19 protein-coding genes are annotated in these 21832 nt (G+C 42.4%); 15 read left to right on the top strand and 4 right to left on the bottom strand.

What is annotated here, in order from left to right:
- Positions 1-73: 73 nt before the first annotated feature.
- The gene (locus tag VB083_RS07920; RefSeq protein ID WP_213689953.1) at positions 74-982 is read right to left on the bottom strand and encodes a LysR family transcriptional regulator; all 909 of its coding nucleotides are present in this window, start codon (positions 980-982) and stop codon (positions 74-76) included.
- 110 nt (positions 983-1092) lie between these two features.
- Between VB083_RS07920 and VB083_RS07915 the strand changes: the two genes are divergently transcribed.
- From VB083_RS07915 to VB083_RS07845, 15 genes are all read left to right on the top strand, one after another.
- Positions 1093-2286: a YgeY family selenium metabolism-linked hydrolase gene (locus tag VB083_RS07915; protein ID WP_213689952.1), complete on the top strand. Its 1194-nt coding sequence runs from the start codon at positions 1093-1095 to the stop codon at positions 2284-2286.
- A 43-nt stretch (positions 2287-2329) separates the two neighbouring features.
- On the top strand, positions 2330-3571 hold the full coding sequence (locus VB083_RS07910) for a threonine synthase (RefSeq protein ID WP_213695257.1): 1242 nt from the start codon (positions 2330-2332) through the stop codon (positions 3569-3571).
- Between the two features lie 248 nt (positions 3572-3819).
- Positions 3820-5286, top strand: a complete 1467-nt coding sequence (locus tag VB083_RS07905; protein ID WP_213699479.1) for a pyridoxal-phosphate dependent enzyme — start codon at positions 3820-3822, stop codon at positions 5284-5286.
- A 57-nt stretch (positions 5287-5343) separates the two neighbouring features.
- Positions 5344-6384, top strand: coding sequence for a DctP family TRAP transporter solute-binding subunit (locus VB083_RS07900; RefSeq protein ID WP_213689949.1), 1041 nt, complete (start codon positions 5344-5346; stop codon positions 6382-6384).
- A gap of 38 nt (positions 6385-6422) precedes the next feature.
- The gene (locus tag VB083_RS07895; RefSeq protein WP_213689948.1) at positions 6423-6998 is read left to right on the top strand and encodes a TRAP transporter small permease; all 576 of its coding nucleotides are present in this window, start codon (positions 6423-6425) and stop codon (positions 6996-6998) included.
- Positions 6999-7019: 21 nt separating this feature from the next.
- Positions 7020-8309, top strand: a complete 1290-nt coding sequence (locus VB083_RS07890) for a TRAP transporter large permease (protein ID WP_213689947.1) — start codon at positions 7020-7022, stop codon at positions 8307-8309.
- Positions 8310-8327: 18 nt separating this feature from the next.
- Positions 8328-9548, top strand: a complete 1221-nt coding sequence (locus VB083_RS07885) for a YgeY family selenium metabolism-linked hydrolase (RefSeq protein WP_307879592.1) — start codon at positions 8328-8330, stop codon at positions 9546-9548.
- A gap of 20 nt (positions 9549-9568) precedes the next feature.
- Entirely contained in the window at positions 9569-10555 is a 987-nt protein-coding gene (locus VB083_RS07880; RefSeq protein WP_213689946.1) for an ornithine carbamoyltransferase, read from the top strand.
- A gap of 27 nt (positions 10556-10582) precedes the next feature.
- The gene (locus VB083_RS07875) at positions 10583-11578 is read left to right on the top strand and encodes a BMP family protein (RefSeq protein WP_213689945.1); all 996 of its coding nucleotides are present in this window, start codon (positions 10583-10585) and stop codon (positions 11576-11578) included.
- Positions 11579-11647: 69 nt separating this feature from the next.
- Entirely contained in the window at positions 11648-13195 is a 1548-nt protein-coding gene (locus VB083_RS07870; protein ID WP_323401937.1) for an ABC transporter ATP-binding protein, read from the top strand.
- Positions 13185-14261, top strand: coding sequence for an ABC transporter permease (locus VB083_RS07865; RefSeq protein WP_213695672.1), 1077 nt, complete (start codon positions 13185-13187; stop codon positions 14259-14261). Before VB083_RS07870 ends, VB083_RS07865 begins: the two co-directional genes overlap by 11 nt.
- Positions 14258-15178, top strand: a complete 921-nt coding sequence (locus VB083_RS07860) for an ABC transporter permease (protein WP_213695673.1) — start codon at positions 14258-14260, stop codon at positions 15176-15178. The genes VB083_RS07865 and VB083_RS07860 overlap by 4 nt, the downstream gene beginning before the upstream one ends.
- Before the next feature lie 2 nt (positions 15179-15180).
- Complete coding sequence (gene hydA / locus VB083_RS07855; RefSeq protein WP_213689941.1) at positions 15181-16545, top strand: dihydropyrimidinase; 1365 nt, start codon at positions 15181-15183, stop codon at positions 16543-16545.
- A 4-nt stretch (positions 16546-16549) separates the two neighbouring features.
- The gene (gene arcC, locus VB083_RS07850; protein WP_213689940.1) at positions 16550-17494 is read left to right on the top strand and encodes a carbamate kinase; all 945 of its coding nucleotides are present in this window, start codon (positions 16550-16552) and stop codon (positions 17492-17494) included.
- A 106-nt stretch (positions 17495-17600) separates the two neighbouring features.
- Complete coding sequence (locus VB083_RS07845; protein WP_323401936.1) at positions 17601-18761, top strand: MFS transporter; 1161 nt, start codon at positions 17601-17603, stop codon at positions 18759-18761.
- On the opposite strand, the gene VB083_RS07840 is transcribed toward VB083_RS07845, so the two are convergent.
- From VB083_RS07840 to rlmN, 3 genes are read right to left on the bottom strand one after another with little or no spacing between them, the layout of a single operon-like run.
- Positions 18739-20490 (bottom strand): ferrous iron transporter B, encoded by a 1752-nt coding sequence (locus tag VB083_RS07840; protein ID WP_213689938.1) that lies wholly within the window; start codon positions 20488-20490, stop codon positions 18739-18741. The two genes, VB083_RS07845 and VB083_RS07840, sit on opposite strands and share 23 nt — an antisense overlap.
- On the bottom strand, positions 20480-20740 hold the full coding sequence (locus VB083_RS07835; protein WP_213689937.1) for a FeoA family protein: 261 nt from the start codon (positions 20738-20740) through the stop codon (positions 20480-20482). Before VB083_RS07835 ends, VB083_RS07840 begins: the two co-directional genes overlap by 11 nt.
- Positions 20712-21761, bottom strand: a complete 1050-nt coding sequence (rlmN, locus tag VB083_RS07830; RefSeq protein WP_323401935.1) for a 23S rRNA (adenine(2503)-C(2))-methyltransferase RlmN — start codon at positions 21759-21761, stop codon at positions 20712-20714. The genes VB083_RS07835 and rlmN overlap by 29 nt, the downstream gene beginning before the upstream one ends.
- Between the last annotated feature and the right edge of the window lie 71 nt (positions 21762-21832).

Genomic DNA, 21832 nt, shown 5'->3' with positions numbered 1-21832 from the left:
TTCAATTACATGGGACTAATATACAAAATACAAAGAAAGTACAGCCCCTTTTTTAGACATTTGCACCATGTTCTTAATATAAAAACTGAGGCGCTATATTTTCTGCTATTTTCCCCATCTCCCACCCTGCATAAGTTAACCCCTTTACTTTTGAATGAACGATCAATATCTCACGGTTTATATCGTTAAGTCCCTCCAGAGGGAGTATCACTACATCCTTTTGCTTCACTTCTTTTCTTGCCGCTGTTTCCATTACAATGCCGATACCAAAACCTCTCGAAACAAGTTGAATAAGCAGTTCTTGATTATCTACTTGAATTAAATGGGGCATTTTCAATTTATTTTTGATGAAGAAATCATTTACAAAGTAATGCAATGGCGTATCTGCGCTATATGAAATGAAGTGTTGGTCTAACAATTGCTCTGGGTAAACTATTTTTGATTTTGCCCAAGGATGCCCTGTGGGAGCAATAAGAGCAAAAGCGCTTCGTCCCAATGTTTGGCTTATTAAAGATGAAGAGGGGGTGAGAAGAGGATTATGTTCCCAAAAGGCAAGTTCTATATTGTCATTTTCTATCATGTCAATAAGGGCTTGTTCGGTTGCTGTTTTAATTTGAAGCTCTATATGAGGAAATTTACTCCTATATGTAGAGATGATTAAAGGTAATAGTGTCTTTCCGCAACTTGGTGTCGTTCCGATACAGAGCTCTCCATATTTGAGAAGTTGCATTTCCCGAAATTTTTCTGGAATGGAATCTACTCGTTTTAACAGGTCCTGAGCCAGAATGTACAGAGCCCTGCCTTCGGGGGTCAGAGAGATAGAGCGTCCACGGCGAACAAACAATTTTACATCATATGATTTTTCAAGTGTTGCTATGTATTGGCTTACAGAAGGCTGTGAGAGAAATAGTTTTTCTCCCGCCAGCCGGAAGGATCCCTCCTCAACAATAGAACAGAAAACACGTAATTGATTAAGGTTCATAGGTATCCCTTCTTTTCCATAAGATTTATATGATGATTCATATTAGGTATTGTTTATTGAAATAAATAGTAACAGATGTATGCTTGTTTATAAAATAAGGAGGAGGCAATATGGTTCTCAGTGGAAAACGACAAACTGATTTGATCCGATTATGCCAAGAATTAATCCGAAGGCCGAGTCTCTCAGGAAAAGAGCGGGAAGTTGCACTTTTTACGGCAGAAATAATGCGGTCTGTAGGGTATGATGATGTAACAATAGATGCCTATGGAAATGTAATTGGACGTATTTTTTTTGCCACTCCCGGGAAAAGACTTTTATTTGAATCTCAAATGGATCATGTTGATCCAGGAATCCCGACTGATTGGAGCTATTATCCTTACGGAGCATTTATAAAAAATGGTTGCATTTATGGCCGAGGAGCGTCAGATCAGAAGGGGTGTCTGGCTGCTATGATTATGGCTGGGGCAGCTTTGAAAGAGGATCAGCATAAAAATCTTCAGGGTGAGATTGTTGTTGCAGGAACGGTTTTTCAAGAACGTTTTGAGGGAATCTCATCGCGGGCAGTTGCTCTTTCTTACCCTCCTGATTTTGTAGTTATAGGGGAAGCTTCTCAACTTGAAGTAGAACGTGGGCAGAGAGGTCGAGCTGAAATTGTTATTGAAACACAAGGACGTATGGCCCATTCTGCTCAGCCTGAATACGGAACAAACGCGGCGGACGCTATGACCCGCATTCTTTCTTCTATTCATTGTTCCTTTAAACCTGATTCAGATCCTTATCTTGGACAAGGCATTCTTGTTTTAACGAATCTTCGTACTTTCCCCGAATTTACGAATGGAATGGTGCCTCAAGTCTGTAAAGCTACGTACGATCTTCGTCTTCTTCCTTACGATACTCCCGAAAAAATATTAGATCGACTTCAAATTATTGTTAACACGAAAAAAAACGATATGGAAGGTATTCGCACCTTAATTTATATATCAGCTACAGAAGATCGCTGTTATACAGGTGCCCCTATACGTGGAAAACATTTTGCCAGAGCATGGGTTTTACCTGAAGACTCTTTCTATTTGAAAAAAGTTTTAGAAGGGGTGGAAAAGGCAGGGCTTGCTCCTCGTCTTTCAGAATCTCCTGGTTTCGGAACGAACGGTTGTTACTATGCTGGTGAAATGGGAATTCCTACCGTGGCTTTTGGCCCTTCTTGTCGGGAGTTAGCTCATACTGTTGATGAATATATTGAAATAGAGCAGCTTGCCTTAGCTTATCGAGGGTATTGTGGTATAGCAGAATCTATTCTTTCTTGAATATTAATTTTTAGAAAAATAGATGAAAGGGGCGAATAGAGGTATGGGATATCCGTTAGAATTGAAGTGTGTTCTATGTGGAAAAACCTTTAAGCCTGAAGAAGTAAAATATACGTGTCCTTTTTGTGGGCAAGATGGAACACTGGACGTACTTTATGATTATGATGAAGTGGCGCAATCTTTCTCCCGTGAACGTCTGAAAAAAGATTCTTCTCCTTCTTTATGGCGTTATATCCCCCTGCTTCCTGTTATCAATTCTGAACATATTCCTTCTTTATCCGTAGGTTGGACACCTCTCTATATGAGCAAAAAGGTGGCGGAGACCTATGGAGTTTCGGCTGTTTTTATAAAAGATGACGGCAGAAATCCCACTGGGTCTCTCAAAGATCGTGCAAGTGCCGTTGGCGTAGCAAAAGCTCTTGATTTTGGATATACAACAATCGCATGTGCCTCTACGGGAAATGCGGCTAGTTCTCTTTCAGGATTTGCAGCGGTGTCGGGGCTTCCCAGTTTTATTTTTGTGCCGGAAAAAGCTCCAGAAGCAAAAATTACACAGCTTCTTGTTTATGGAGCTACTGTTGTTCTTGTAAAAGGAGATTATAGCGATGCTTTTGACTTGGCAGCTGCCGCTATCGATCGTTACGGCTGGTACAACAGAAGTTGCGCTATAAATCCTTACCTTGTAGAGGGGAAAAAGACGTGTGCGTTAGAGATAGCCGAGCAATTAGGATGGCAAGTCCCCGATCGTATTTTTATTTCTGTAGGAGATGGTTGTTGTATTGGTGGATTATATAAGGGGTTTTGGGATCTGCTGAATATCGGGTTTATTGACCGTATTCCCAAAATAGTTGGAGTTCAGGCTGAACATGCAGCGCCAATTTATGAGGCTTTTAAAGCTGGTTCTGAGAGGGTTTTATTTGGCCCTGTTCAGACTGTTGCCGATAGTATTTCTGTGGGAGCACCCAAGAATTGGGCAAAAGCTCTTCGCGCTGTTCGAAAAAGTAACGGAGATATGGTTGTTGTTTCGGACGAAGAAATTCTTTCTGCTATACCCGAATTAGCTCGATCAACTGGAGTCTTTGGTGAGCCGGCAGGTGCCGCTGCTTTTGCTGGTTTTAGAAAGATGGCAATGGCAGGAATGCTTGAGAGTTCCGAGAGCGTAGCGGTTGTAGTAACAGGTAACGGTTTGAAAGATATTTCAAATGCAAGAAAAGCTGCTGGGGCGCCTCTTTCTGCACCTCCTGATATAGATGCTTTTGAAGAAATCCTGAACGCCCATCTTTGACAATTGGTATCTTTAAAAAATTTTTATGTATTTCATAAGTAACTCATTATTGAAAGTAATAGTATTAGATGTATCCTTATACATACAAATCTAAAATATCCGTCATTCCTATCTACCTTCTTCCATTGCGTATTATTTCTGCAAATTAGCATTCATAAATATCGCTTCTTTAACGTTCTCCTTTTTCTTTTTTAAAAATGAGGCAATCTGCTTGAGGATAAAAAATAAAAGAACAGGAGTGAGCACGAATGATCGATTTGACCATTCATGAAGAGAAACTCAAGAAAGCGGTAGCGCGGGCAAAAGAGCGAAATATTATTATCCCAACCTTTAAACAGATGAAGAATCCAGAGCGTTACACACCTGAAAAGATCAAAGAGCGTCTCAAAAAGACTGGCCTTTGGGATGTGGATTCAGCTAATTTATTCCGCATCACCTGGAAAAATGAACCTAAAAAGCAAGGTGGGCTATTTGGGAGAGTTAATTATGTAGAAATTCCTAAAGAAATAACAGGTGTGAAGGCTCGGATTGTTGCTCTTGTCGGTAAGTGGTTTCCCACAGGTGCACATAAGGTCGGAGCCAGCTTCGGATGTTTAGCCCCGCGTCTTGTTACAGGTCAATTTGACCCTACCTCACAAAAGGCCGTGTGGCCATCTACTGGAAACTATTGCCGGGGAGGTGCATATAACGCGCAACTATTGGGGTGCGAATCAATAGCTATTCTTCCAGAAGGAATGAGCCCGGAACGATTCGAGTGGCTTAAAACAGTTGCAGGCGAAGTTATTGGAACTCCCGGAACAGAGAGTAACGTGAAAGAGATTTATGACAAAGTTTGGGAGCTTCGCAAGACCCGTGACAATATAGTAGTTTTTAACCAGTTTGATGAATTTGGTAATCATTTATGGCATTACGAGGTTACTGGACATGCTATGGATGAAGTTTTACAGGAAGTTTGCGGTGAAAAGGATCGTTATTTTGGAGTTGTTCTCACATCAGGGTCTGGAGGAACTCTTGGAAGTGGTGATTATCTCAAAGATAAATATCCATGGAGCAAAATCGGAGTGGGAGAGGCATTGCAGTGTCCCACGTTGCTTTGGAACGGTTTTGGAGCTCATCGGATAGAAGGCATAGGCGATAAACACGTTCCCTGGATTCATAACGTAAAAAACACCGATATGGTTATTGATATAGATGATGCAGACAGTATGGCAATGATACGTCTTTTCAACGAACCTGCAGGTCACGAATATTTAAGGAAAAACGGAATAACTGAGCAATTTATCGAGAGTCTTCCTCTTATTGGTATTTCCGGAGCGGCCAATATCTTGATGGCGGTAAAAATGGCTAAATACTACGAGCTTGACGAGCATAATGTAATTATGACCGTTTTGACAGATTCTATGGAAATGTATGGTTCTAGAGTGAAAGAGATGGCCAAAGAGATGGGAGAATACAATGAGATGTGTGCTGCTGTTGACCATCATCGTCACATTCTGGGTGTTGGCATTGACTACATGCAAGAACTTTCCTATTACGATCGCAAACGAATTCACAATCTTAAATATTACACATGGATAGAGCAACAGGGGCGTTCCTCCGACGAATTAAATGCTCAGTGGTATGACTACGATGAGTATTGGGGATCTATTCATGGAATGGCTGATGCTATCGATGAAAGAATAGATGAATTTAATGCGTTGACAGGGCTTCTTTAATGTTTGGGAGAAAAGGAATAGCCTATATAACATAGGCATAAAAGGAGGCGAAAAGTAATGAAAAGAAGGTTGATTGCCCTTGGACTTGCCATGCTTTTACTAACTGCTTCTGGTATGGCCCTAGCTGCTGAAAAGACAATTAAACTCGCGCATTTGAACCCTCAGCAACCCTTCGAAGTGGCAACTGCAGCTATGGCAGCTGTCTTTAAGAGTATGGTCGAAGCAGAGAGTAACGGAACTATTAGCGTTGAGATTTATCCTGCAGGACAGCTGGGTAACGAACGAGAGACAATGGAGCAGGTAAAAGTTGGTGTCGTTCAGAGCTACATTGCTTCAGCGGGTGGCATGGCTTCCTTCTATCCGCTGTATAGCATTCTCGACATTCCTTTCGCTATTCCAAACTATGATATCGCATGGAAAGTTTTCGATGGTTCCTTTGGAAAATACCTTGCTAACGATATTGAAACTAAAGCAGGATATAAGGTTCTGGGGTTCGCAGAAGCAGGTGGTTTCTTCCAGCTTTCCAATAGTAAGCGGCCAATAAAAACTGTAGCAGATATGAAGGGCTTGAAGATGCGTACCATGACTCTGCCCTCTCATCAGCAGTTGATGAAGCTTTATGGAGCTGCTGCAACACCAGTAGCCTGGGCCGAGGTTTATACAGCTTTACAGACAGGTGTTGTTGATGGGCAGCATAATCCCATTCCTATTATTCTCACCGGCAAACTTTATGAAGTTCAGAAATATCTCACTATAACCAACCATATTTACAGTACATATTGCTGGGTTATGAATAAGGAATTCTATGAGGGGCTCTCTGATAACGAAAAAGCCATTATTCACTCTGCTGCACAAACAGCTATTGTTGCAAGTCGCGGTCTTAACAGAATAATAGAGGCTTCCGATAAGGGGTTGCCCGCACTTGCAAAAGCTGGCATGGAAATTAATACTCCAACACCAGAAGCAATGGAGGAATTCCGCGAAGTTGGACGAAAAGGGACCATGGAATTTATTGAGACAACATTTAAAGATGAAGGGGTAGATATGGCGGAACGTTTCTTAAAGGCCATTGATGAAGCTATTGAAGAGAGTAAGTAGGGGCATTTGCCCCTACTTTTACCCTAGAGGTACGTATCATGGGAAGTAATGGTAATAACCGTACTGGTCTTTTCAAAATAATTGAGAGGGTGGGAAATACTCTTGAACGTCTTATTGAGATTCCGGTTTTTATCCTTTCCATTATTATGACAATGACAGTCTTGCTTGGCGTTTTTTCTCGCTATGTTATTCGTTCTCCTCTCGGTTGGACAGAGGAATTCTCTCGATATGTAATGATTTGGATGGCTCTTCTCTCAGTTGCTTTATGCATATGGAGACATGAACATGTGGGAGTGACCATGGTCATCAAAAAATTTCCTCGTAAGATTGCTAAAATCCTCATTTTTATATCAAACGGTTTTGTCTTCTACTTTCTTTACATTTTGGCAAAGTATGGCTTCAAGATGGCTGAAGGAGGCAAAGTTCAGCTTTCTACAGCTCTTAATACCTCTATGAAATGGTGGCTTATGGCTGTTCCAGCCAGTGCTGTTATCTGTATGGTTATGTTACTCTGCAAAATGATACTTGATGTCCGCAGAGAGAACCTCGATGAAATACTGATGTCCGAAGAAGTAGTCGATACGGTAAGAAGAGAAGAAGGTCTTGATTTTTAATAGGGCGAGGGGGGACTCTGCATGACGGGATTTTTATCAGGAGTATTTCTTCTTTTTATAGCAGTGGGAATGCCCATTGGTTTTGTTTTGGGCGTAACAGGCTTGTTTGGTATGATCAAAACAGGTATTCCCTCTGTTTTACAGCTTGTCCCGCAACGTTATTTTGCTGGAGTAGATATGTTTACCCTTATGGCTATGCCGTTTTTCATATTAGCCGGTGAGATTATGAACAAGGCAGGGATTACACGTCGCCTTGTAAAATTTAGTAATGTTTTAGTGGGTCACCTTCAGGGTGGTCTGGCTCACGCAAATATTGTTGCCTCTGTTTTCTTTGCAGGAATAACTGGAGCGGCAGTGAGTGATACGGCGGCTATTGGTTCTATGTTAATTCCTGCAATGGTGGATGAGGGGTATGACAAAGATTTCTCTGCGGCTGTAACTGCAGCTTCTTCCATTATCGGTCCGACTATTCCTCCCTCAAATATTATGGTGATATATGGAGCTTTTATGCAGGTTTCCATAGCAGGGCTTTTCCTGACAGGATTCCTCCCTGGTCTGATTCTTGCTGGAGCAGAAATGCTTCTTACAGCGAGAATAGCTAAGAAGAGAGGATACCCTGTGGGGGAACGCAGGGCAACTCTGAAAGAGATATGGTTGGCTTTTAAAGAGGCGGCAGTAGCTTTGCTTATGCCGGCTATTATCTTGGGAGGAATTTTAAGCGGAATGTTCACGCCGACGGAAGCGGCAGCAGTTGCTGTTGCCTATGCCTTTTTTCTCGGCTTTTTTGTGTATAAAAATATTACATTGAAAGATATGTGGCCTCTTTTTATGAAGATGGCACGTACAACTGGTGTCGTTTTTTTGGTCATAGCCGCGGCTTCTATCTTGGGATGGGTTTTGACCATGGAACAGATTCCAGAAAAGGTAGCTACCATGATGCTGAGTGTCAGTACAAATAAGTGGATTATTATGTCGATGATTTTACTGCTGTTGCTTTTTATCGGCATGTTCATGGATATAGCTGCTGCCCTTATTATATTAGGTCCCATTCTTCACCCGCTTGCAGTAAGTCTCGGATTTCACCCGCTTCATTTTGGAATTATTATGGTGCTTTCTCTCAACATCGCTCTCATGACACCTCCTGTAGGTGCTTGTCTCTTTGTGGCATGTGGCATTAGTAAGCTGACAATTGAGCAGCTGAGTCGAGAAATACTTCCCTATATTTTTGTAGCTTTGATCGTGCTCCTTGTAATTACCTTCATTCCTGATATACCGCTCTTCCTCCCTCGCTTGATGGGGCTGGCCAATTAATTAAAAGAAGGGAGTTTGATGATTGTGGATTTTGAAAAAATCCTTCAACAGGCAGAGGAGTATCGTTCAGACATTTCTAAATTTCTTCGAGATATGGTTGCTATTCCGAGTGAGAGTTGCCAAGAGGAAAGGGTGATACAGCGAATCAAAGAAGAGATGGAGAAAGTGGGATTTGACAGAGTAGAAATTGATCCCATGGGGAATATCTTAGGTTATATAGGACATGGCTCTCATCTTATTGCTATGGATGCTCATATTGATACCGTTGGTGTCGGAGATCGAAGCCTTTGGAACGTTGATCCGTATGAAGGCTATGAAGACGACGACATTATCATGGGTAGAGGCACGAGTGATCAAGAAGGCGGCATGGCCTCTATGGTTTACGCCGGGAAGATTATAAAAGACCTTGGACTTGAGGATGATTACACTCTTCTTGTAACAGGAACGGTACAAGAGGAAGATTGTGACGGCCTTTGTTGGCAGTACATCATTAATGAGAGTGGAATTCGACCTGAATTTGTAGTGATAACAGAGCCAACGTCTCTTAATATCTATCGGGGACAGCGTGGACGAATGGAGATTAAAGTGGCGACTAAGGGAATAAGTTGTCATGGATCTGCTCCTGAGCGGGGAGATAATGCCATCTATAAAATGGCCCCTATCCTTGAGGAACTGCGTGCTCTCCACGAAAATCTTCATTTTGATCCGTTCCTGGGGAAGGGGAGTCTCACTGTTTCTGAGATTTTTTTCAGTTCTCCTTCACGATGTGCTGTAGCTGATGGGTGTTCCATATCTATAGATCGTCGTCTTACTGATGGAGAAACATGGGAAAAAGCGTTACAGGAGATTAGAAATCTTCCATCTGTCAAAGAACGAGGTGGAGATGTATCAATGTACACGTACGAACGTCCTTCATACACGGGACTGGTGTATCCTACAGAATGTTTTTTCCCCACATGGGTTCTTGAAGAAGAACACCCTGCCTGCCAATCCTTAGTGCTGGCCTATCAGAAGCTTTTTAAAAATGAACCTCTCGTAGATAAGTGGACCTTTTCCACAAATGCTGTCTCTATAATGGGACGTTTTGGTATTCCATGTGTAGGTTTTGGACCTGGTCATGAAGATCAGGCACATGCTCCTAACGAAAAAACCTGGAAGGATGAATTAGTAAAAGCTGCTGCTATGTATGCGGCTATTCCTACAGTTTATGTTCAGACATATGGAAAGTGGACGAAATAGAGAAGTAGGAGGGGAAAAAGATGCAGACAATATTCAGAGGAAAACATTTTATTACCTTGGAAGAGTGGAGCAAAGAAGAAGTCGATACTCTTCTTGACGTGTCTTACGAATTAAAACGTGCTTTTGCTATGGATCGTCCTACTAGCTATTTACCGAACAAAACGGTTTTTCTTATGTTTTTCGAACAGTCAACACGTACTCGTAACTCTATGGAAGCTGGTATTACCCAGTTGGGAGGACACGGGCATTTTCTCGATACAAGCAACATGCAGATTGCTCACGGGGAAGTGGCAAAGGATACGGCCATTATTCTTTCCAGAATGGGACATGCCATAGCGTGCAGAAATTGTTTCTGGAAGATAGGGAATGCCTATCTCAGAGAAATGGCCAAATGGTCAACTGCACCGATTATAAATATGCAAGATGATTTATATCATCCCCTTCAGGCGATTGCTGATCTTATGACAATTCAGGAAAAGCGCGGCCGTTCTTCCAGAAATTTGAAAGTATCAGTTATATGGGCTTATGCTACAACTCATAAAAAACCCATATCTGTTCCTGTAAGCCAGGTTCTTCTTTTCCCTCGTTACGGAATAGATGTTACTTTGGCCTATCCAGAAGGATACCAACTTCCTGATTGGGTTATAGAAAAAGCGAAGAAGAATGCTGAAGAAAACGGCGGATCTCTTCGGATTACCCATGATCAGGAAGAAGCATACAAAGATGCGGATGTGGTATTCCCTAAAAATTGGGGAAATTGGGTTACAAATGAAGGAACGGATGTTATTGATTCCCTTCTTGAAGCGAATAAGCATTGGAAATGTACCGAAAAACTTATGCAGCTTACTGCCAAGGATTCTCTCTATATGCACGCTCTTCCAGCAGATCGTGTAAATGAAGTAGAAGACTCTATTATTGATGGACCTCATTCTGCTATTTATGACGAAGCTGAAAACAGACTTCATACGGCTAAAGCCGTTATGGCTTTGACCATGGGAGGACGTTAGGTCATAAAGATAAGGGAGGTGTTTCATGTGAGAACGTGGAAAAGGGTGTCTCTATTGTTTCTTGTTCTTTGTTTGGCAATAACAGGTTCGGTTGTTTCTGCTTCAGCGAAAGCCCCAGGGGAGTACAAAATGGTGCTCATTCTTCCTGGGCCGATTAACGATCAGAGCTGGAATGCGACGAACTATGCCGGTCTTGTTGCGGCCAACGAAGAATTGAAAACAAAAATAGAGTATGTCGAAAATGTACAGGCAAGTGATTATGAGTCTACGTTCCGTAACTACGCCGAGCGAGGGTATGACCTTATTATGGCAGCCGGGACTCAGTTTGATGAAGCTGCCCAGCGCGTAGCTCCCAAATATCCTAAATCAACGTTTTGTGTTATCAATGGCATGATAGCTGTAGAACCAAACGTATGTCCAGTCTTACCCAAGGAGTATGAAGGCAGCATTCTCGCAGGAATAATTGCTGGTAAAACAACAAAAACAGGAAAAATAGGTTTGGTTGGAGGTTTTCCCAACAAGCTTATGATTCGTTTGCTGAATACCTATGAATTTGGTGCCCGTGTTGGAATGCCTGAAGTAAAGGCGCTTCGTGCCTATGCGAACTCGTGGAGTGACGTCGCTCTTGGCAAGCAGATGGCAAGTTCCATGATTGATAACGGCGCCGATGTCCTTTTCTTTTATGCCAACCAGGTTGGGCTTGGAGCTATTCAGGCTGCAAAAGAGAAGGGCGTAAAGTTCGTGGGTTTTGCCAGTGACCAAAACAGTGTTGCGCCGGGAACAGTCGTCGCCAGTGTGTTTTTTGATTTCAAGGCTATGTATGTATGGGCCGTCGGAAAATTCCTAAATGGAGATTTGAAACCTATAGTTAATGAGGCAGGTATTGCTGAGGGCATTGTTAAGGTTGCCTATAGTGACGAAGTAGCTTCGGAAGTTCGAGATCTAGTATCTCAGGCGGAAGAGGCTATAAAAGAAGGACGATTTGTAAAATTCCTTTCACAGTTCCCAGAACCCTTAGATTGATAACTCCTTTTATGAAGCGGGGGGAATTCTCTCCCCGCTTATCCAGGTTTTGAACAGACGGTGATAAAAATGCCTATAAAAGAGACAGATCTAGCCGTAGAGCTTATAGGAATTACAAAATATTTTCCTGGAACTATTGCTAATCACGACGTATACCTCAAAATTAAAAAAGGCGAAGTTGTTGCACTTCTCGGCGAAAATGGTGCGGGAAAATCAACATTGATGAAAATTTTGTACGGGATGTATCAACCTGATAGCGGATCTATAAAGGTAAATGGAAAAGATGTCAAAATACGTTCTCCACAGGATGCCATGGCGTTGGGGATTGGAATGATTCACCAGCATTTTACGTTGGTTCCCGTTCATACCGTAGTGGAAAACGTTCTTCTTGGAGCAGGGGCAGAAGATAAAGGTCGAGCCTCTGTTTCAGAAGCGGTAAAAGAAATAGAACGTATGGGGAAAGCTTATGATCTTGAGGTTGATCCCTTTGCTTTCGTTCGTCAGCTTGCTGTTGGTATGCAGCAACGTGTAGAAATATTAAAAGCTCTTTATCGAGGTGCTCAGACTCTTATTATGGATGAGCCCACAGCTGTTTTGACCCCTCAGAATACAGAAAGACTTTTTTCTTTTATTCGTGATTTTCGAGAGGCCGGTCACTCCGTTATTTTCATAACGCATAAGCTTAATGAAGTTCTCGATATTGCGAATCGTATTGTTGTTCTCCGTAGCGGAAATGTCGTTGGCGAACTTTTACGTTCAGAAGCCTCAGAGCGAGAACTTGCGCAGATGATGGTGGGGCGTGAGGTTGCAGACCTTTCATCAGAAGTTAAAGCTCAAGAGAAAGATGTACATAAAAAAGAAAGTATATTACGAGTTGAAAATATAAAAGTAAAAGGAGACCGGGGGCATTGGGCTGTGGACTCCCTGAGCATGAATATTGATGGGGGAGAAATTTTTGGAATTGCCGGTGTCAGTGGAAATGGGCAGGAAGAACTTGCTGAAGCTCTTTGCGGGCTTCGCGCTGTTAGTGAGGGGGAGATTATTCTTAGAGACAACTCACTTGTGGGGAAAAGTGTACATGATCTGATTCATGAAGGGATAGGATATATTCCGGCAGATAGACATCGAGAAGGGCTCGTTCTTGATATGTCGGTAGAGGAAAATCTTATCCTAAAACGTTTCTCTTCTTCGGAATTTGCAAGCCGTGGCGTTCTTTCTGAAAAAAATATTCAGCTTTACGCACAAAAAATTATAGAAGATTACGCCATTAAAACCCCTTCTTCTGCTACGAAGGCTAAGGCTCTTTCCGGAGGTAACCAACAGAAAATTGTTATTGCCAGAGAACTTGGCATAGCCTCCTCTCTTCTTGTAGCTGTGCAACCTACGCGAGGTCTTGATTTGGGAGCTGCTGATTATGTGCATAGAGCTCTTCTTAATGTTCGTAACGAAGGGCAGGCCGTTCTTCTTATTTCTACGGAATTGTCAGAAGTTCTAACACTTTCAGATCGAATAGGTGTTATGTATCGAGGCCGTATCCTCAAGGTCTTTAGGCGCGAAGAAGCAGATATTGAAGAGATAGGTCTTCTTATGGTGGGGGTGACTCACGATGAAACATAATCGGCGTCTCTGGCTCTCACTTTTTCCTCTTTACTCTGTTTTTTTAGGCCTGGCATTAAGTGGGATTATGATGCTTTTTCTTGGACAAAATCCTTTGGTTGTATATAAGGAGCTTGTCATTTTTGCCTTTCGAGATATATACAATATTGCTGATATTTTTGCTAAAGCAACTCCTCTTATTCTTACGGGGTTGGCTTTTGGATTTGCTTTTCGGTCTACTCTCTTCAATATAGGCGCACAAGGACAGTTTTATATTGGTTGTCTTGCTGCCGTCTCGTGCTCACTCTTTTTTCAAGTGTTGCCTTTGCCAATTTTACTTCTTATTTGTTGTGTCGCCAGTATGCTTGCAGGAGGTCTATGGGGATCTTTTGTCGGCTATGCCAAGGCGCGTTTCAATGCTAACGAATTCTTGCTGAGCATGATGTCGACGTATGTGGCAGTGGCCATAATGAACTATCTTATCCGAGGTCCTCTTATAGAAACGAAGGGAGAATATCCACAAACAGATGTTATTGTTGAAAATGCCTGGATACCTCAGCTTATTCCCCATACTCGCCTTCATTGGGGGTTTATTCTTGCTCTTTTAGTTGCGTTTTTTGCCTATTTTATCCTTTGGAAAACAACGTTGGGTTTCAAAATACGCGCGGTAGGAATGAACAGAGATGGTGCCAGATATGCTGGCATTAATGAGAAGAAGGTTTTTGTTACAGTCTTTTTTATAAGTGGGGCTTTTGCGGGTCTTGCTGGTTTTATGGAAGTCAACGGCATTCAGCATATGCTTGTGCAAGGTTTCAATCCATTTATTGGAGCAGAAGGCATAGGCATTGCCATTCTTGGGAATGCCCATCCGCTGGGGATAGTACTCTCGGCACTGCTTTTCGGTGCTCTTAAGGTTGGTGGAAATCTCGTTGTACAAACGTCACCTATTCCCTCAAGCATTATTGGCATTATGGAGGGATTTGTCATGTTATCTGTTATCGTGTCGTACTTTATTCGAGAGCGGATTATTGTTGCCAGCGAAAAGAAGCGACTTCGAGAAGAAGAGAGAAGGGAGGAATCCCAATGATTTTAGTAGGCCTTTTGGCCCGCGCAATACAGATGAGCACGCCTCTAATGGTAGGAGCGCTAGCAGAAGTATTTGTAGAAAGAACGGGTGTAATGAATATTGCCATAGAAGGCATTTTTCTCATGGGGGCCTGGGCTGGTTTCGTGGGAACCTATCTCTCTGGAAGTCTCATTGTAGGATTTTTGAGTGCTGCTGTTGTCGGTCTTTTCGTGGGAAGTTTTTACGGGATTCTTACTGTGTATCTTAAACAACATCAAATTGTTACAGGTACTGCGATAAACATTCTTGCTCCAGGTTTGGCTCTCTATCTCTACCGTGTCTTTTTCGGAGTTCCTCTTCTTCCCTTAACTGTAGAACCTTTACCTGTTTTTGCTATTCCCGTGTTAAGTCACATTCCTATTATTGGAGAGGCCCTTTTCCGGCAAAATATAATGACATATGCAGCCTTTATATTTGTTGGTATAGGGTATTGGATTCTTTTTAAAACAAGAACAGGGCTTATTCTCAGGTCGACAGGAGCAAATCCAGAAGCAGTGGATGCTGCCGGTATAAATGTAGAAAAGATTCGATTCAAGGCGGTTTTATTTTCTAGTGCCATGAATGGGCTAGCTGGTGCTTTCTATTCCATAGGTTTTTTAGGACTTTTTACAGAAGATATTATAGGCGGTCGTGGCTGGATAGCTTTTGCTATCTGCTTTCTGGGAAATTGGAATCCTTTGGGTGCGATGATTGGGGCTCTTGTTTTCGGATTGGCAGATGCTACCTCTATCGCGATACAGACCTCAGGCTTTAGATTGATCCCGAATGAATTTCTTATAGCTATTCCTTACATATTAACGATTATTGCAACTATCTCTCGAAAACAATTTAATGTGCCGGCTTTTCTGGGTATTCCGTATATAAAAGAGAGGAGATAGGAATGTATGATCTTGTAATAAAGAAGGGAAGAGTTGTTACTGAAGAGAAAATTCTTGACACGGATATAGCGGTAGAGGGAGAAAAAATAGCAGCTATCGGCGAGGGTTTGACGGGAAAACGTGAGATATTAGCGGAAGGAAAGCTTGTACTTCCCGGAGGAATAGATATACATACTCATATGGCTTTGCCCGTGGCAGGAACGGCTTCTAGCGATAGCTTTTATACTGGTACTGTGGCTGCTGCCTGCGGGGGGATAACCACAATTGTTGACTTTACGGTAGGTAGTTCCGATACATCGCTAATACAAAATATAGAAGAAAGAATAAATATGGCTCGTGAAGCAGTCATCGATTATACTTTCCACTGCGAAATTGTTGGCTGGAATGATCAGCGCCTTCGTGAAATATATGAAAGTTACAATAAGGGATTGCGGAGCTTCAAGTTTTTTACGGCTTACGGAGATTCAGGCCGGAGAACGGATAATGGGGCTCTTCTTGAAGCATTTAACGCCATTGCTTCTTTAAATGGCGTGGCGCTTATTCATGCAGAAGATGACGATATAATAAGGCAGCTTGAGAGAAATCTTTCAGAAAAAGAATGGGGAAAAATGTCGAGCCTCGCCAGAACACGGCCAGATGTATGCGAAGCTTCCGCTATTTCGACTGTCTCTTGGCTTGCCAGGCAGAGTAGAACTCATGTTCATATCGTTCACTTAAGTTCGGCTTTGGGCCTGCAAGAAGTTATTCAGGCCAGGAGATTGGGAACATGTATTTCAACAGAGACATGTCCTCAATATTTGTTTTTGACTGAAAGTGTATATGATTCTCCTGAAGGGTACCTTTTTTCAGCGAGTCCGAGTTTAAAAACAAAGCAGGACAACGAGAGACTTTGGATGGGACTTCTGAACGGAGATATAGATATAATTGCAACTGATCACTGTCCTTTTACGAAGAAGCAAAAGGAGTGGAAGGGGTCTTTTAAAAAATTACCCTATGGATTACCAGGCGTAGAGACGTCACGAGTTCTGCTCTTTTCGGAGGGGGTTCGGAAAAAGAGGATTTCTCTTTCGAATTTTGTCCATTTGACGGCGGGATCTCCTGCAAGATTGATGGGAATGTATCCCCAAAAAGGGGTTCTTGCCCCTGGTTCTGATGCTGATATCGTTATTTTTGATCAGGAAAAGAAATGGACACTTTCTGCTGGTACACTTCATATGGCAGTAGACTTTTCTCCCTATGAAAATGTACCCGTTATTGGAAAAACGTGGTGTACTCTTTCGCGAGGCACCGTTATCGTTGAAAATGGAGAATATGTTGATTTACAACGAAGAGGTCACTTTCTTCAATATAGAGAGACTGGAGCGTGAGGGGATGAATAAGAGAGTTCTTGTGGCTTTAGGTGGTAACGCTATTCTACAGCCGGGACAAAGAGGAACAGCTGTCGAACAGATGGCAAATATCGATCATACTGTAAAACAACTTTTGGATGTCGTTGAAGAAGGATATGAATTGGTATTGACTCATGGGAACGGTCCCCAGGTTGGTGCTATTCTCATTCAACATGAAATGGCGAAAGATAAAATTCCGCCTATGACTCTTGATCTCTGTGGGGCCGAAAGTCAAGGGCTTATTGGGTATATGTTGTGCCAAAGCATTAGAAATGAATGTGCTGGTCGAGGATTGAAAAAAGATGCAGTATGCCTTGTAACTCAAGTGGAAGTAGATCCTCAAGATAAAGCCTTCCGTAATCCCACAAAACCTGTGGGGCCATTTTATGCGCAGTCAGAAGCGGAACTTCGTATGGCGGAGCGTGGAGAACGGTGGATTGAAGATGCGGGACGAGGATGGCGTAAGGTTGTTCCTTCTCCCAATCCGAAGAAGATTGTTGAAAAAGACGTTATCCTTGCCCTCGTTGAACAAGGAACACTGGTAGTGGCGTCAGGCGGCGGGGGAATTCCTGTGTGCCGCGATCAGCAGGGGCTTTTATATGGAGTAGAAGCTGTTATTGATAAAGATTTAGCAGGTGAATGCCTAGCTCATGATGTACGGGCCGATATTTTTGTTATATTAACAGATGTTCCCAACGCTATTCTTTATTACAATACGCCCGATCAGAAACCTTTGGGGAAAGTTTCTGTAGAAGATATGGAAAGATACGTGGAAGAGGGACATTTCAGAGCTGGTTCCATGGGGCCTAAGGTTGAGGCAGCGCTGCGTTTTGTCAAGAATGGCGGGGAGCGAGCTATAATAGCCAGACTTGATCAGGTTATAGCAGCATTGAAAGGAGAAGCGGGAACGCAGATTATACGTTCTTAATACGTGTCGAAAAATACTTATAAGTCAGGATGAGGGGATTAAAACGTTACATTCTCAAAGAGTTGATCAAAGGGTAAGTCGCAACACTCATGTTATTTTTTCTATTTTGTTATTGGCATATTTTATGTCGTATTTCTTTAGAATATCCCCCTCTGTAGTTATGCCTATTTTCTCAACACGTTTGGGAATGAGTGCTTCTTTAACAGGTTTTGTCGCAAGTTTTTATTTTTATGCCTATGCTGCTATGCAACCTGTTTGCGGCCTTCTTCTTGATCGTTTGGGGCCTTTGCGGGTCGTAGCTTTAGGTCTTTTGATTACGGCGTCTGGCACGGCCTTGATTTTATTTACTCAGACGCCTTTTTCTATTGCACTCTGGCGTCTTTTAACAGGCTTGGGGTTAGCTCCTATGTTTTTAGGCGCTTTAGTCTATCAATCAGCGGCTTTTCCTCTTGAACGATATGCCTTTTATTCAGGATTGACGTTAGCAGTGGGAAATTTCGGAGCCGTTGTTGGGGTTGCGCCTCTTGGCTGGGCCATAGATTCATGGGGGATATCGTTTGTCTTTGCTTTTCTGAGTTTCTTCTGTGTTGTTCTTGCTTTGTCTCTCTTTTTAAAGAGAAAAGAGGATCCTATCTTTTGTAAAAAGGGAAAGGCGCAGAAGAGTTTGCTGCAAAATCTCAAGGAAACAGGTGTTTTTGTCTTTACGTCACCCGTCGTTCGTTCTATTGCTCTTATTTGGAGCATGTTAATGGGAGCTCTTCTCTCTTTACAGGCTCTTTGGGCTGTATCGTGGTTTGCCCATGTGTACGACCGCCCCTTTGCAGAATGTCGCATTTGGGCAACGTCCATTGGAATAGGTGTTATGGTTGGAACTCTTGCAGCTGGCTCTTTGGGGACTTCAAAATCGAGTCGTGAGAAGTTGCTTTTTTCTTCTACTGCCTTGTTTGTTATTGCTCTTTTTCTTCTCAACATATTTTTGTTTTTACGTCTTCCTGTATTTATTGCCGGAGGTGCTAGTTTTGTTCTGGGTGTAAGTTTCGGATCGGGAGCGGTGTGTTATGCAGCTCGCATTAACGAAGAAGCTCCGCAACATCTGCGCGGAGCTGTAATGGGAATAGTTAATTCCCTTATTTACGTATCAGTTATCTTCTTCCAATGGGGAACTGGCACTCTTATTGACAAAGAAGGTTATGCCGTTACATACTTCATCGTTTTTTTACTTGTAGCAATGAGTCTCTTCTCCCTTAAGAAATTATGGCAACATTAAGGGCAAGTCGTAAAAGTGTTCCTGCAGTTAAGGCCGAGAGAATCATAATAGCTAAACTTGCAGCGAGTTTTTTGCCGCCGAGCTCTTTCCATAAAACAATGAATGTAGCAATACAAGGGAATGTCATAGCTAAAGTCACAGTTGCTATAACCAGTTGTTGCGGCGTCATATTGAGTGTTGCCAACATTCCGACAGCAACGTCTTTGCGCAAAAGCCCCATAATAATTGGTCCTGCTGCTTCTGCCGGTAAACCGAGTAGCCCGGTAAATATGGGTTTGAGCAGTTGCGTAATAACGTTTATAAAGCCTGTCATATAGAGAAGATTTACCAAAAACACTCCCACCATCACAAGAGGAATAGCTTCAATAAAAAATCCCTTTAAGCGAAACCAGAGTTTATACAAAAGGTCTCGTGCTGATGGAACTCTGTATGGAGGTATTTCTACAATAAGTTCAGGACTGTATCCTGGCATAAATAAGTGCAGTATTCGCCCGATAACAACCCAAGCGAGAAAAAGAACCCCATATGTTATGAGAACATATTGTATTCCTAGGTGCCCGATAACGCCTACGATCATGGCCTGCAACCCTGCGCAGGGTATTGCTACTGAAATGAGCGTGGCAGCAATAAAACGTTCCCGATCCGATTCGAGAACTCGTGTTGCGAGAATTCCGGGGACATTGCAACCTAATCCCAACAAAGCCGGAACTACAGCGTATCCATGAAGGCCAAGTCGGTGGAAAAGGGCATCGAAAAGAACTGCAAAACGTGGCAAATAACCAACATCTTCCAAAAAACTCAATGCCAGATAAAACGAAAGAACGTAAGGTAAAACCATAACGACTGGTACATAAAGACCTGTAGAAAGCAACCCGAAACTTTGCTCCATATCTATAGCGCCATTAAAGAGTGTGCCAATAAGAAGCTGATGAACAAGGGGCCATCCTGCCACGAGAGAGGAAAGTTTCATAAGTAATGGAATCCATACCCGCTCTACCAGTGGATCAAGAAGCAGATTGATCAAACCCTCTCCAATGAGACGAATCACATAAAAACTTATAGAGATAACGAAAATTCCTATTATTCCTCCCCATATAGGGTGAACAGATAGGTCTTCAAGAGTGTCTCTTAGAGTATGATGCCGGTGAACAACTTTTTGAGTTTGTTCGATAATTGAGCCAATTCGTTTCCATCGTTCTTCGCTTGTAAGCGTTGGAAGATTACATTTTTTAGCTTCCGGTATTCGTGCAATAATCTGATTTATTCCCTGCCCGGAAAGCGCTACAGTAGGAACAACAGGAACGCCAAGAAGTTCTTCAAGCTTCTCTACATTGATGCTAATTCCACGATGGCGGGCTTCATCAATCATATTTAACGCCACAATAGTGGGAATTCCTCTTTCCATTGCCTGAAAAGCCAAATAAAGATTGCGTTCAAGTGCTGTTGCGTCGAGAACGATAATAGCCAGATCCGCGCCTTCATCAATCATGCGACGAGCTACGTGCTCCGCTTCATTTGTAGGATCGAGTGTGTACGCACCAGGAACATCTATGATTCTATATACCTCAGAATCATAGCGAAGCCAGCCTTCCATAAAACCTACTGTCGTTCCCGGATAATTTGAAGAAAGGGCGCGAACTCCTGTTAATCTTGAAAAGATAACGCTTTTCCCAACGTTTGGGTTTCCAATAAGGAGTAGTGTTTTTGTTAAAGGAGGTTCAGTTGCCATGACAATTCTCCTTAACTGGTACAACCATTACTCGGGAAGAGATACGCCATCCAATAGCTATCTGACGACCATCCACAATAATAGTAATTGGTCCATGAAAGGGCATGCCCGAAATTTTTTCTATAATTTTCCCCTCGCGAAGGCCAAGGGCTTCCAAACGCCGTCGGCTTTCGCCTAAAGGCATTTGGACAATTTGAGCCCTTATTCCATTTTCGAGATCTTTAAGATTTAGACTTAGAGTCTGATTCATCCCGTCTTCGCAGTTGGCCACATGCTGCATTGATATCAGATCCTTTTTCTCGGCGTATTTCATATTCGATGTTAAGCTCTTTGAGAATAGAGCCAAAAGCTTTTATCCGCTCCGGTGTTGAACGTTTATATCTGGAATCGACCGGATTATAAGGAATTAGATTTACGTATATTGACAAGTTATTTGTCAAAGCCGCAAGTTCGTATGCCTGCTCACTGGAGTCATTTACTTTATCGATCATAACGTATTCAATGGTGATACGATCGCCGGTTTTTTCCTGATAATAACGAAGGGCTTCTATAAGAGAACCCAAAGAGTACTTCTGGTTTACTGGCATAAGCTTGTTTCTCAACGTGTCATTTGTAGCGTGAAGAGAGACTGAGAGACGAACAGGAATGTCTAGCTCTGCCATAGCGCGAATACCAGGAACTATTCCCGATGTTGAAACAGTTATGTGGCGAGCGCCAAGTCCCCTCATTTTAGGATGGTTCAGAATCTTTATGCTCTTAAAAAGAGCTTCTTGATTGAGCAACGGTTCTCCCATACCCATAAATACAATATTCGTAATGTTTTGTCCTGCCACCTTTTCCATAGCAAGAAATTGTCCGACGATCTCTCCTGCAGTGAGGTCCCGAACAAAACCGCTCATTCCCGTAGCACAGAAAGTACATCTCAGAGGGCAACCTACCTGGCTTGAAATACAAGCTGTGTTGTGATTCCCATGAGAGAGAAGAACAGATTCTATCTTCTGCCCGTCCTGCAACTGCCATAGAAATTTTCGTGTGCCGTCTTTTGATGTCTCATGCCTTACCAGAGTTGGAGGCAATACCAATAGCTTATAAGAAAGATCCTCTCGCAGGTCTTTCCCAAGATTTGTCATGTCATAAATATTAAATACTTTCTTTTGGTATATCCATTGGCAAAGCTGATCTGTTCTGTAACGCTGAAGCCCGAGTTTTTCTGTGCACAACTCAAGCCATTCATCGTAATTCATTTCTAGAGCTACAATGGCTCCATCCATATTTGTTCCTCCTGACTCAAATAATCTCAATAACAAATAGTATATATGTTCATGGTAAAAAATGATATGCG

The sequence above is a fragment of the Aminobacterium sp. genome, from assembly GCF_034926885.1.
GTDB lineage: Bacteria > Synergistota > Synergistia > Synergistales > Aminobacteriaceae > Aminobacterium.
This window is presented reverse-complemented; position numbering and strand designations above follow the sequence as displayed.